The organism is Butyrivibrio sp. CB08 (assembly GCF_003625485.1).
Taxonomy (GTDB): Bacteria; Bacillota; Clostridia; order Lachnospirales; family Lachnospiraceae; genus Butyrivibrio.
The window spans coordinates 57,329-70,536 of the sequence record NZ_RAIR01000010.1 but is presented as its reverse complement, the minus strand read 5'-3'; the positions used below and the strand labels follow the sequence as shown (position 1 = coordinate 70,536).

The window sequence follows — 13,208 nt, the reverse complement described above, 5'->3', positions numbered from 1 at the left end:
ATGGCTGCTATTCTGTATTAGATTGTACGTGCGATCTCGTACATGTACTCGTTGATGTTCTTGGTCATTGCAAGAGCCTCGTCGATGTCGTAATCAACGAACTGGCCGTTGCGGTAACCTACTACTCTGTTGGTCTTGCCTGCTGCAAGGATATCTGCTGCATAGCATCCCATCATTGATGCGTAAACACGGTCCTTACATGTTGGGCTACCACCACGCTGCATGTAACCAAGGATTGAAGCTCTGGTCTCAAGACCTGTAGCTGCCTCGATTCTGCGGGCCATTGATGTTGAGTGTCCGATACCCTCAGCGTTTACGATGATGTGATGTGTCTTGCCCTTCTTACGGTTGTCGATGATATTGTCGATGATGCGCTGCTCGTTGTAGTCATACTTCTCAGGAAGAAGGATGTCGTCTGCACCGTTGGCGATTGAGCACCAAAGAGCGATGTATCCTGCGTGACGTCCCATAACCTCTACGATTGAAACTCGCTCGTGAGATGATGATGTATCACGGATCTTGTCGATAGCGTCCATAGCTGTGTTGATAGCTGTATCGAATCCAATTGTATAGTCAGTGCAAGCAATATCAAGATCGATTGTTCCTGGAATTCCTACAGTGTTGATGCCCTGAGCTGAAAGTTTCTGAGCTCCGCGGTATGAACCGTCGCCACCGATAACTACCATTCCATCAATTCCATGTTTGCGGCACACCTCTGCGCCCTTAGCCTGTCCTTCAGGTGTTGTGAACTCCATGCAACGAGCTGTTCCAAGGATTGTTCCACCTCTCTGGATGATATCTGAAACGCTTCTGCGGTCCATATCAATGATCTCTTCATTGAGAAGACCCTGATAGCCCTTCTTGATTCCCTTAACCTTAAGTCCGTTTGCAAGTGACTTACGAACTACTGCACGGATTGCGGCATTCATTCCAGGTGCGTCACCGCCGCTGGTAAGTACGCCGATAGTCTTGATCTGCTTTGCCATATTAGTATCCTCGATTCTGTTTCTTAACCTAATTGCCGGTACAGTCCCCTGCTGAACCGACGCAAATCGTTACAATATTAACGTTTTCTAACTTATTATATTATCGCATGTCTTGGCAAACTGCAAGAATTTCTTGCGCATTCCTCAAATTGATATCTCGGCCCCTAAATGATATCATGGAAAGGAAGTTTTGGGAGGGTTAATAATGGCATTTGCGCATCTTCACGTCCACACAGAATACAGTCTTTTGGACGGTTCCAATAAGATAAAAGAATATGTGAAGCGCCTCAAGGACCTCGGCATGACAGCCGGGGCTATTACTGACCACGGCGTTATGTACGGAGTCATTGACTTCTACAAGGAATGTCGCGCGGGTGGCATTAATCCCATCATCGGGTGTGAAGTTTACGTCGCCCCTGGCTCCCGCTTTGAAAAAGAAACTGCCGGCGACCACGACAGATACTACCACCTGGTACTTCTTGCAGAAAATAATGTTGGTTACGCCAACCTTTCACATATCGTAAGCCGCGGATTTACTGAAGGCTACTACTACAAGCCCCGTATCGACATGGAGCTTTTGGAGCAGTACCACGAGGGTATCATAGCTCTTTCTGCATGTCTTGCAGGTGAGATTCCCCGTAACATCATCAAGGGTGCTCCAGACAAGGCAAAAGAGGCAGCTATCCGCTTCGACAATATTTTCGGCCATGGAAATTTCTTTTTGGAACTTCAGGACCATGGCATTCCAGAGCAGCGTCAAGTCAACACCACTCTCCTGGCTCTCTCTGACCAGCTTGATATTCCGCTGGTTGCAACTAACGACTGTCACTACACCTACGCTGACGACGCAGAGGCTCACGACCTTCTTTTATGCATTCAGACTGGTAAAAAAGTCTCCGACGAAGATCGCATGCGTTATGAGGGCGGTCAGTACTATGTAAAAAGTGAAGAGGAGATGAGAGCTCTTTTCCCATATGCGCAGCAGGCTCTGGACAACACCCAGAAGATCGCTGACAGGTGCAATGTGGAGATCGAGTTTGGTGTTACCAAGTTGCCACACTTTGAGGTTCCTGAGGGGTACGACTCCTGGACATACCTCAACAAGCTATGTCTTGATGGTCTTCACGAGCGCTATCCTGATGATGATGGCACGTTAAAAGAAAAGCTGGACTACGAGCTTGGCGTTATCAAACGCATGGGCTATGTTGATTACTTCCTTATTGTATGGGACTACATCAACTACTGCCGCGAGAATGGCATCGCTGTTGGCCCGGGACGTGGCTCTGCGGCGGGCAGTATCGTGTCCTACTGCATGCACATCACCAACATTGATCCTATCAAGTATGATCTTCTCTTCGAGAGATTCCTTAATCCTGAGCGTGTGTCCATGCCCGATATCGACGTGGACTTCGAGTACGAGCGCAGGCAGGATGTTATAGATTACGTCACTGAGAAATACGGCGCTGACAAGGTTGTGCAGATCATCACCTTCGGTACGCTGGCTGCCAAGGGCGTTATCAGGGATGTGGCGAGGGTTATGGATCTGCCTTACAGCTATGGCGATCAGATAGCCAAGATGATCCCTAACGAGCTTGGTATCACGCTGGCCAAGGCGCTGACCATGAATCCCGAGCTTCGCAAGCAGTACGAGGAGGATCCTACGGTTCACAAGCTCCTTGATATGTGCCAGAAGCTGGAGGGCCTTCCTAGGCATACTTCCATTCACGCGGCGGGCGTTGTTATCTGCCAGGCTCCTGCTGAAGATCTGGTGCCACTTTCAAGGTCCGCTGAAGGTAACATCACTACTCAGTTCACCATGACCACCATTGAGGAGCTGGGACTTCTTAAGATGGACTTCCTGGGACTCAGGACCCTGACTGTAATTAAGGATGCTACGAATTTTGCCAACCAGTCTCTTGGACTTAAGCCAGGAGACGAAGGTTACATTAATATAGATGAGATCGATTACAACGACCCTCAGGTTCTTGCTTCTATCGGAACCGGCAGGTGCGATGGAATATTCCAGCTGGAGTCTGGCGGAATGCAGGCCTTCATGAAGGAGCTTAAGCCCCAGTCTCTGGAAGACATTATCGCGGGAATATCTCTTTATCGCCCGGGTCCTATGGACTTTATTCCAAAGTATATCGCGGGCAAGAACGACTCTGGTTCAATCAGCTACGCGACACCAGAGCTCAAGCCTATCCTGGAGCCAACCTACGGCTGTATCGTTTACCAGGAGCAGGTTATGCAGATCGTTCAGCAGCTTGGCGGCTATACTCTTGGACGAGCTGACCTTGTTCGCCGTGCCATGAGTAAGAAAAAGCAGCACGTCATGGAAGTTGAGCGAGAGAACTTCGTCAATGGTAATGACAAAGAGGGCGTTCCTGGCTGTGCTTCCAAGGGAATCTCCGGAGAAGTTGCCAACGCCATCTACGACTCCATGATGGACTTTGCAAAGTACGCTTTCAACAAGTCTCATGCTGCCTGCTACGCAGTTGTAGCGATCCAGACCGCATGGCTTAAGTACTACTACCCTGTTGAGTTTATGGCAGCTCTCATGACTTCAGTCATTGATAATCCTGGAAAAGTGTCTGGATATATCATGAGCTGCAGGAATATGAATATTACGCTGTTGCCACCTGATGTTAATAAGGGGTACAGTGGATTCTCAGTGGCGGAGGTAGTTAAGGAAGATGGCTCTCGTGAGAAAGCTATCCTATATGCACTTACAGCGATCAAGGGTATTGGACGCCCTGTGATCAACGCGATTGTCAGGGAGCGAGAAGCCCGCGGCGAATTCAAGGATCTTAACGACTTCCTTACAAGGATGCAGGACGGAGCTGGCGGCGAAGTAAATCGTCGTGCTATCGAGAACTTCATCAAGGCTGGCGCTTTTGACTGTTTCCCTGGAACAAGAAAACAGAAGATGACCATCTATGGCCAGATCATGGACCAGCTCAAAGGTGCTGGCAAAAACAGCATGGCAGGCCAGATGTCTCTTTTCGACATCGCAGGCGAAGACAGCAAGAAACAGTACGAGATCCCTCTTCCTAACGTAGGCGAGTTCGACAAGGAGCTCATGCTTGAATTCGAAAAAGAGGTTCTTGGATTCTATATAAGCGGACATCCTCTTGAGGAATACATCTCTCTTTGGAAGAAAAAGATCACTAATACTACAACTGACTTCTATCTTGATGAGGAGACAAACGTTCCGGAAGTTCGCGATGGATCCAACGTCATGATAGGCGGAATCATCAGCGACAAGAAGATCAAGTACACCAAGAACGACCAGATCATGGCGTTCATTACTTTGGAAGACCTGGTTGGCTCTGTGGAAGTCATCGTATTCCCTAAGACCTACGAAGCAAATGCTCCCCGTCTTAACGAGGACGCCAAGGTCTTTATCGAAGGCCGCGTCTCAGTAGAAGAAGACCGCGACGCCAAGCTTATCGCCAGCAAGATCCTTACCTTTGACGAGATGCCAAAGACTGTGTGGATAAGGTTTGGCAGTAAAGAGGCCTATGAAGCCAAAGCGGAAGTGCTCGACAAACTTATTGCAGAGAGCGATGGTGGCGATGAAGTCGCTATCTACCTTGGCGACACCAAGCAGGTCAAGAAACTCGGCCGCAGCCAGACCATCCGCGCCGACAAAGACATGCTGTCTATCATGGCGGAGGAATTTGGAAAAGATAACGTGCAGCTGAGCTGAGGGACAACTGGTGAATTTCTTTATACACAAAAAAGGTGACCACTTTCGTGGTCACCTTTTATTCGTTGTATGTTGTCAGATATTACTGAACTGCCTTCTTGAGCTCCTCAGCCTTGTCTGTCTGCTCCCAAGGAAGGTTAAGATCGTTGCGGCCAAAGTGTCCGTAAGCAGCTGTCTGCTTGTAGATAGGACGACGAAGGTCGAGCATCTTGATGATACCAGCTGGACGAAGGTCGAATACCTTACGAACTGCCTCTGTAAGCTTCTCATCAGAAACCTTACCTGTGCCAAATGTATCAACGAGGATTGATGTAGGCTGTGCTACACCGATAGCGTATGAAAGCTGGATCTCTGCTCTGTCTGCAAGGCCTGCTGCTACGATGTTCTTAGCAACATATCTTGCTGCGTAAGCTGCAGAACGGTCAACCTTTGTGCAGTCCTTACCAGAGAAAGCTCCGCCGCCGTGACGAGCTGCTCCACCGTATGTGTCAACGATGATCTTACGTCCTGTAAGTCCAGCGTCACCCTGAGGTCCGCCGATTACGAAACGTCCTGTAGGATTGATGTAGATCTTAGTATTTGCATCAACCATAGAAGCATCAACTACTGCATCGATAACGTACTTCTTGATGTCAGCGTGGATCTGCTCCTGAGTAACCTTCTCATCGTGCTGAGTTGAAATAACGATAGCCTCAAGTCTCTTTACCTTGCCGTTCTCGTCGTACTCAACAGATACCTGGCTCTTACCATCTGCTCTGAGGTAATCAAGAGTTCCGTTCTTTCTAACCTCTGTGAGCTTCTTTGTAAGCTTGTGTGCAAGGCTGATTGCGTATGGCATATACTCCTCAGTCTCGTTTGTTGCGTAACCAAACATCATACCCTGGTCACCAGCACCGATTGCCTCAAGCTGCTCATCTGTCATCTGGTTCTCTCTAGCCTCAAGTGCCTTATCAACACCCATAGCGATATCAGCTGACTGCTGATCAAGAGCTACAAGTACAGCACATGTGTTGCCGTCGAATCCCTTAGCTGAGTTGTCATAACCGATCTCGCAGATTGTCTCTCTTGCGATCTTAGCGTAATCAACGTTAGCCTTTGTTGTGATCTCACCTGTGATGAGAACGAAACCTGTGCATGCTGCTGTCTCGCAAGCTACACGGCTCATTGGGTCCTGTGCCATGCAGGCATCAAGGATTGCGTCAGAGATGTTATCGCAGATTTTGTCAGGATGTCCCTCTGTTACTGACTCTGATGTGAAAATAAACTTATCCATTTTGTTTCCTTTCTGTGTATGAATACACTGCGCGTTGCCTACAGCTCTTTTCCCGGGCTATTAGCATTAGCGCGTAAAAAATCCGCTTGTTGCGTGCACAAACAAGCGGAACTGATTAACACTCAGATCCTCTTATTGCTCGTTGTGTCATAAGTTGTCATGACAGTTGCACGCTCAGGTTGGCACCTTCCTGACTGATCAAGGGGTTGCCGTGGCTTCCCAGGTCCTATGTACCTCCACCACTCTGAATAAGAGAACAGTTACAATATACCATTCAGACACATTATCTCGTGTCCGTTCTATGATGATACATTATGTCGCCCATAAAAGCAATAGGGCAATTGATTATTTTTATCTATAATTTCTATTAAATTGATCATTGTTTTTATCACACAAAAGACCAGCCGTTTCCGACTGGTCTTTTGTTCGGGTAAGTATTTCTTTGTTAGATGAGGTGTGTTATATGCATAATCTTTAAATACTTAATTCTTGATACTTAGTTCTCTTCTTTTTTACGTGCTACCATTGTAAGCATTGTTGCAACTGCTGCCATAGCTATTGCAAATATCCTTATTGGAAGATTGGTTGTATCGTCTGTACTTCCTCTTCTTGCTCCAAGAACTGCTGCACCGCTGTTTGTTGCAACTACTGTGTTATCTCTTCTCTCTCCAAGAACTGCTGCTAATGGAACGGGCTGCTCTACTATTGTAGCCACAGGTACAGGAACTACTGAAGGTGCTGGAGTTGGCTCAGGTCCTGGCCCTGGTCCTGGAGTTGGCTCTGGTCCTGGTCCAGGTGTTGGCTCTGGTCCTGGTCCAGGTGTTGGCTCTGGTTCTGGTTCTGGCTCTGGCTCTGGTTCTGGCTCTGGTTCTGGTGGATTAATTGTAATGTTGTTGCCAGTAGGTGTAAGTGAATTGTTGAAAATAGTCACGTCATAGATATCAGTAAGTACTGTAACCTCTCCTGTTTCCGAGATGGTACCTATTACGTGAAGGTTGTGCCCAACGCTTCCTATACTTGGGCCTGCATTGTTATCATTTGATGGGATTAGTCTTTTGAACCATGCATAGCCTTCCTGACTATTATTTCCATTAGTTCTTCCATAACGATAGTAAACTACTTCCTTTACCTTGCCATTTTTCTCAATAATTCCGATGTATATTGTTTCTGGCTGGTCTTTTAATGCTGTAGGGAGTTCTGAAAACGTATTTTGATTATTTTCTTTATGATCGATTGCTATTGAATATCCATCAGTATGAACCCAAGTTAATATATCAATCTGTTCTAATAAGTTTGCAATAAAATCTTGAGAGATTTCTTCTGAAGTTGGCACTGTGGTGGTTAATGTATTTTGATTAACTTCATAGGTTCCTTCCTCCAGATCTGCTATCCTTTCATCTTTGGCAGTCTCTGAAAGATTTGTTTCAGTAGTAGAACTTTCTGTCTTTGTAACCTCTGCAAAAGTAACCACTCCTGTCTCTTCATCTTCTGAATATGTGTAAAACTTTTCGTTGCCTTCTTCATCAGTCACTACATATACATCCTGGCCGTTAATCTGCTGAACTGATACTGTACCAGCATCATCGCCAAGATTTTCTGCTAAAACATCTGCAGGTGTCTGAGCAGGTTCATTTTCTGAAGGATCATTATCTGACGACTTATCCTCTTCAGGAGCAGTAGCCTTGGTTTCAGCTGCTGGTGTTTCAGCTACTGGTGTTTCAGTTTCTGAACCAGGAGTTTCGTCCTTATCAGCATCTACTGGCTCTTCTTCCTCTTCGGGATCTTTATCGTCTTTATTACCTTTGTTGTCTTTATTGTCCTTATTACCCTTGTTGCCTTTTACTTTCTTAGTAAAATCTTCTGCAACAAGAGCTTCTTCTGCTTTTTCAGCTTCCTCGACAGGGGCTACTATTTCTTCTGCAGGAGCTACTTTTTTCTCCTCAGGAGCTTCTTTTTTCTCTTCAGGAGCTTCTTTTTTCTCCTCAGGAACTTCTTTTTTCTCCTCAGGAACTACTGCTTCTGCAGGAGCTTCTTTTTTCTCCTCAGGAACTACTGCTTCTGCAGGAGCTTCTGCTGGAGCTTCTTCTGATTTTTCTACTTCTGCAGCGGGAGCTGGTGCTTCCGGAGCAGGAGCTTCTACTTCACCTTCTGCCAGGGCTTTTACAGAAGCGAAGTCGCTACAGAAGCCACCAGCTATAAGCGTTACAGATAATACAAAAGTTAAAAGTTTCATCCATCTCTTATGCATATATTTGCCCTCCTCATTTATTCCTCATTGGTTCCTCATTGGTTCTATAGGTACAGTGTAAACAATGCCCCATCATAAAAATCATCATATTTTACCACCTATTTTCTTTTAACGATTGTTTAGAATATAGGCATAATCAGGTTATAAATAGGCAATAATTGTTTATAATCCAATCATGATTTATGCCACAAATGACATGAGATTATGCAATTCTGTCTGTTTTCAAATGATATCAAACAAAAAAGACGGCCCTCCACTGTTTGGAAAGCCGTCATTTTAATTTTACTTTCATGGATTTACAGGACAACCTATGGGCGTTGTGGCCACCGGTTATCAGTCATTAGCGTTACCCCTAAAGATAACAATACCCTTTTTCTTAAATTTCTTAGGAGCCTCGTTCCCAGCGGCATCACTAGCTGGGCGCTTGACTGCTTCAGCATCAACGGCAGGCTTGTGTTCTGCCTTCTTGACTGCTGGCTTTTTAGTAACTCCACTTGCCTCTGCAACCTGCTGAACTACGGAAGTTTTCTTGGGAGCTGCCTTCTTTTCAGGAGTGCTAGCCGCCTTAGGAGCTGGCCTCTGAGCAGCCTTGGCTGCTGCCTCTGCAGCTACCTTGGCAGGATCGCCAAGCTTCATGGTAAGAGAGATTCTCTTCTTATCAAGCTCAACATCAAGAACCTGGACATCAACGATATCTCCTACGCTTACAGCCTCGAGCGGATGCTTGATGAACTTGTCTGTGATGTGAGAAATGTGTACCAGTCCATCCTGGTGTACACCTATATCTACGAAACAACCGAAGTCGATTACGTTTCTAACAGTTCCCTTAAGGATCATGCCAGGCTTAAGGTCCTTCATATCAAGGACGTCGCTTCTAAGGATAGGAGCAGGCATGTTCTCACGAGGGTCTCTTGATGGCTTCTCAAGCTCTGACAGAATATCTGTAAGAGTGATCTCACCAATTCCAAGCTCCTCAGAGAGTTTCTTTTTCTCAGCCTCTGTTACCTTCTTGGAAAGGCTTCCTGCTGCTCCAGCGCCATTTCCTGCACCAGCAGCGCCGTTACCAGCTGCGTTTCCGCCTTTGCCACGGCCATTGTCAGCACCATCATCCACTACTGCAAGATTGCTTCCAGCAAGGGCTGCTGCAAGAGCTGCGCCCATAGCTGTGCTTGTATTTCTGATAACTACCTGCTTAGGCTTCTTGGCAGGGCGAGGTCTGTCACCGCCTTCGCTCTTAGGCTTCTCCATGGCTGCCTTGGCTGCGTTCTTCTGGGCAGCTCTGACATCATCGAAAGTAATTCCAAGCTTGTCCATGAGCTTTAATGTAGCTTCATAGGACTCAGGGTGAACACTGGTTGCATCAAGAGGGTTCTCGCCGTCTGCGATCCTTAAGAATCCAGCGCACTGCTCATAAGCCTTAGGTCCAAGCTTAGGAACTTCAAGGAGTTCCTGTCTTGTCTTGAACTTACCGTGCTCTTCTCTGTAATCAACGATGTTCTTGGCAATAACTTTGCTGATACCTGAAATATACTGAAGGAGTGGAGCAGATGCAGTATTGAGATCAACTCCAACCTTGTTAACACAATCTTCTACTACGCCCTCAAGGGTCTCACCCAGTTTCTTCTGGTTCATGTCGTGCTGATACTGGCCTACACCGATTGACTTAGGGTCGATCTTAACCAGCTCTGCAAGAGGATCCTGAAGTCTTCTAGCGATAGAAGCAGCGGATCTCTGTCCTACGTCAAACTGAGGGAACTCCTCTGTAGCAAGCTTACTTGCTGAGTAAACAGAAGCGCCAGCCTCGTTTACGATAACGTACTGAACAGGCTTGTCCAGCTCCTTGATGAGCTCTACGATAACCTGCTCTGACTCACGAGAAGCTGTACCGTTACCAACAGAGATAAGATCTACGTCGTATTTATCAATGAGCTTTTTAAGCTCTACCTTGGACTCCTCAACCTTGTTCTGTGGAGCTGTAGGATAGATGACCTTGGTATCAAGGACCTTACCCGTAGCATCAACGATTGCCAGCTTACATCCTGTTCTGAAAGCAGGGTCCCAGCCAAGTACAGTCTTACCTGCGATCGGAGGTGCCATAAGGAGCTGAGTTAAGTTCTTGCCAAATACGGTGATAGCGCCGTCCTCAGCCTTCTCTGTGAGCTCGTTTCTGATATCTCTCTCGATGGCAGGAGCAATAAGTCTGTCGTAAGCGTCCTCGTTGATCTCCTCGATAACGGGAGTAGTGATAGGGTTGTCGTTCTTGAGCATCTTTTTATTCAGATACTGAAGGATCTGATCCTTAGGTGCCTCGATCTTAACAACCAGGAACTTTTCTGCCTCGCCTCTGTTAAGGGCAAGAACTCTGTGTCCAAGAACCTTCTCAAGGGGCTCCTCGTAGTCGTAGTACATCTCGTATACTGACTGAGCCTTCTCGTCCTTGGCCTTACTTGTAAGAAGTCCCTTCTCCATAGTGACTTCTCTTATATATGTACGGAAATCTGCGTTGTCTGAAACATCCTCAGCGATGATGTCCATGGCTCCCTGAAGAGCCTCCGCAGCGTCGTTAACTCCCTTTTCCTCATCGATGAAGGCTGCTGCCTCCTCTGAAAGAGGCTTTGTTGTCTCCTGTGCAAGAAGGATCTCTGAAAGTGGCTCAAGTCCCTTCTCTCTTGCAACTGAAGCTCTTGTCTTTCTCTTTGGCCTGTATGGAAGGTACAGATCTTCGATGGCAACCATGGTCTCTGCAGCCACGATCTTGGCGCGAAGCTCATCTGTCATCTTGCCCTGCTCCTCGATAGAAGCAAGCACCTGTTCTCTCCTCTCTTCAAGGCCTCTTAAGTACTTAAGTCTCTCGTCCAGGTTACGAAGCTGCTCGTCGTTAAGTGAGCCGGTAACCTCTTTTCGATAACGGGAAATGAAAGGAATGGTGTTGCCCTCATCAATAAGTTTGATGGCTGCCTCAACCTGCCACTTCTCAACCTTAAGTTCTTCTTTGATCTTTAAAACGATATCCATAAAACCTCTCCAAAAACAGAAAAATACTGCCCGTGACCAATTAACTCCATAGGAATTTTACCTTAAATTTCTATTAACCGTCACGCACTCCCCTATTATACCAAGCTATAAGCCCCATTTTCAATACTTGACCCAGTCGCCCCAAACCTCCTCCAAAGCCCCTCAAACATTGAAAAAAAGCCCTAATCGTAGTAATATCTATAGTAAGAATGAGGATTTGAGGAAAAGTTTTGATGGGTGAAAACGAAAACGGCGATTATTACTACAACAACTATAACTATAATCGCACCCACAACGAGCTGGACCAGCATGTGAAGCTTGCAGGAACCGCTCTGGTACTGGGTCTAATTTCTATCCCCCTTTGCTTCGTGATCAACATCGGGGTGATATTTGGAGGCATCGCCATCGTGCTTGCCTTCCTCAGCAAGGGAACCATGGACAAGCTCCTTCCACAGGCCAAAAAAGCTATCCTGTACGGAACCCTTGGAATAGTTATAGGTTATGGTGTTTTCGCATACGATGTTTACAGGGTGTTCACTGATCCGCAGCTTAGGACTCAGTTAAACACCATGTCAGAGCAGATGAACGGTGTAAGCTTTGACGATATGCTCAAGGAACTTGGCGTCACAATAGACAACTAACCAATTACCTTGGGCATGAAAAGAGGTGCCTATGAGTATAATTGGTGCAGTTACAAACGGAGCAGTTAATAGCGGATACGCAGCTTATGCAGGCGCGTACGGTGCTGGAGTAACAGGTTCAGGCGCAGCCCAGGAAGCTGAGGGCCCAAAGGCCATACTTAATCCAGGAGAATCCACCAAGGCCAACCCAGGGAAAAGAGTTTCTCCCGCCGAATGTGAAACCTGCAAGAACCGTAAGTACCAGGACGGCTCCGATGAGATGGTTTCTTTTAAATCTGCACAGCATATAAGCCCACAGGCCGCAGCAGCAAGAGTTCGCGGTCATGAGGCAGAGCACGTAAGTAATGCCTACAAGGATGCAGCCATGAACAACGGCAAGGTCCTTCAGGCTTCAGTTTCAATCAAGACCGCAGTATGCCCTGAGTGTGGACGCACCTACGTTTCAGGTGGAACGACCCACACCAAGATATCATACAGTAATGAGGAGAATCCTTATACACAGGCGAGAAAGGACCTGCACAAACAGGGCCTCTTAGGAGCAAATGTTGACCTCGCCGGATAAGGTGGGGAGCATTTATTTCAATGAGCAACTACAAAACCGCAGCACAGCTTAAAGGCATTGCAAAAGAGAAATCTCTGGGACGGTACGGGACCCTGATTGGGGCCAACCTTCTCATCCTTGCCATCCAACTCTTAGTTGGAGCAGTCACCACAGTTTCCAGCGGTGGCAGCATAATCATCATCGTTATCAACAGCATAATATCCATTATCGTCAATATCCTTCTGGGCCTTCTTATGTCCGGCAAGGCTTATCTTTATATGAATCTTTTATATTCCCAGAACGTGGCTACATCAGATATCTTCTACGGTCTTCGCCAGAACTCACAAAAGGCCGTGGCTATCCAGGCAGTCTTTGTGCTGGTGGACTTTGTGGTGTCCCTCCCAGCCCAGATCTTCCTTGTGATGTACATGCGTTCCCAGGCTCCTGAGCACATGATGCTCACACTCCTTACCTGGACTCTGGGACTGTTCGTAGATATCATGGTATCTCTTATCTACTCCCAGTCGTTCTTCCTGCTCCACGATTTTCCTGATCGTTCGGCAAAAGAGCTACTGGCTACCAGCAGGCGTCTCATGAGAGGCAACAAGTTCAGACTCTTTTACCTGAATGTCTCTTTTATCCCGCTTTACATCTTTGGCGCCATCGCACTGTTCGTGCCCATTCTCTGGGTCAGCGTTTACAGATACGCCTCAACCTGCGCATTCTATCAGGATCTTATTGCCGGCGCAGGCCAGAGTGGCGATACAGAGTAAATTCTTTTTTGGAGAGGTTTAT

8 protein-coding genes and 1 riboswitch are annotated in these 13,208 nt (G+C 46.9%); of the genes, 4 read left to right on the top strand and 4 right to left on the bottom strand.

From position 1 onward, the window contains the following. Positions 1-17: 17 nt before the first annotated feature. Positions 18-986, bottom strand: a complete 969-nt coding sequence (gene pfkA / locus D6855_RS14995; protein ID WP_120742547.1) for a 6-phosphofructokinase — start codon at positions 984-986, stop codon at positions 18-20. A gap of 205 nt (positions 987-1,191) precedes the next feature. Here pfkA and D6855_RS14990 point away from each other — a divergent pair, with 205 nt between their 5' ends. Further along, complete coding sequence (locus tag D6855_RS14990) at positions 1,192-4,695, top strand: DNA polymerase III subunit alpha (RefSeq protein ID WP_120742545.1); 3,504 nt, start codon at positions 1,192-1,194, stop codon at positions 4,693-4,695. An 82-nt stretch (positions 4,696-4,777) separates the two neighbouring features. Here the strand turns inward: D6855_RS14990 and metK are convergent, their stop codons facing one another. The 3 genes from metK to D6855_RS14975 all read right to left on the bottom strand — a co-directional run bounded on the left by metK (position 4,778) and on the right by D6855_RS14975 (position 11,231). Next, positions 4,778-5,968 carry a methionine adenosyltransferase gene (gene metK / locus D6855_RS14985; protein WP_120742543.1) on the bottom strand — a complete coding sequence of 397 codons (1,191 nt, stop codon included), beginning with the start codon at positions 5,966-5,968 and terminating at the stop codon, positions 4,778-4,780. Positions 5,969-6,097: 129 nt separating this feature from the next. Beyond that, positions 6,098-6,223: riboswitch (SAM riboswitch) on the bottom strand. Between the two features lie 241 nt (positions 6,224-6,464). Beyond that, the gene (locus tag D6855_RS16835) at positions 6,465-8,216 is read right to left on the bottom strand and encodes a hypothetical protein (protein ID WP_199712464.1); all 1,752 of its coding nucleotides are present in this window, start codon (positions 8,214-8,216) and stop codon (positions 6,465-6,467) included. A gap of 333 nt (positions 8,217-8,549) precedes the next feature. After that, positions 8,550-11,231, bottom strand: a complete 2,682-nt coding sequence (locus D6855_RS14975) for a Tex family protein (protein ID WP_120742541.1) — start codon at positions 11,229-11,231, stop codon at positions 8,550-8,552. A gap of 233 nt (positions 11,232-11,464) precedes the next feature. On the opposite strand from D6855_RS14975, the gene D6855_RS14970 reads away from it, so the two are divergent. Genes D6855_RS14970 through D6855_RS14960 form a run of 3 tightly spaced genes read left to right on the top strand, consistent with a single transcriptional unit; the run spans position 11,465 to position 13,186 of the window. Continuing rightward, complete coding sequence (locus D6855_RS14970) at positions 11,465-11,872, top strand: hypothetical protein (protein WP_120742540.1); 408 nt, start codon at positions 11,465-11,467, stop codon at positions 11,870-11,872. 31 nt (positions 11,873-11,903) lie between these two features. Then, positions 11,904-12,434 carry a hypothetical protein gene (locus D6855_RS14965; protein ID WP_120742538.1) on the top strand — a complete coding sequence of 177 codons (531 nt, stop codon included), beginning with the start codon at positions 11,904-11,906 and terminating at the stop codon, positions 12,432-12,434. A 20-nt stretch (positions 12,435-12,454) separates the two neighbouring features. Next, on the top strand, positions 12,455-13,186 hold the full coding sequence (locus tag D6855_RS14960) for a DUF975 family protein (RefSeq protein WP_120742536.1): 732 nt from the start codon (positions 12,455-12,457) through the stop codon (positions 13,184-13,186). Positions 13,187-13,208: the final 22 nt, after the last annotated feature.

Coding starts and splice junctions, on each gene's coding strand:
- D6855_RS14990 (WP_120742545.1), top strand. CDS start 1,192: ATGGCATTTGCGCATCTTCACGTCCACACAGAATACAGTCTTTTGGAC.
- D6855_RS14965 (WP_120742538.1), top strand. CDS start 11,904: ATGAGTATAATTGGTGCAGTTACAAACGGAGCAGTTAATAGCGGATAC.
- metK (WP_120742543.1), bottom strand. CDS start 5,968: ATGGATAAGTTTATTTTCACATCAGAGTCAGTAACAGAGGGACATCCT.
- pfkA (WP_120742547.1), bottom strand. CDS start 986: ATGGCAAAGCAGATCAAGACTATCGGCGTACTTACCAGCGGCGGTGAC.
- D6855_RS16835 (WP_199712464.1), bottom strand. CDS start 8,216: ATGCATAAGAGATGGATGAAACTTTTAACTTTTGTATTATCTGTAACG.
- D6855_RS14960 (WP_120742536.1), top strand. CDS start 12,455: ATGAGCAACTACAAAACCGCAGCACAGCTTAAAGGCATTGCAAAAGAG.
- D6855_RS14970 (WP_120742540.1), top strand. CDS start 11,465: ATGGGTGAAAACGAAAACGGCGATTATTACTACAACAACTATAACTAT.
- D6855_RS14975 (WP_120742541.1), bottom strand. CDS start 11,231: ATGGATATCGTTTTAAAGATCAAAGAAGAACTTAAGGTTGAGAAGTGG.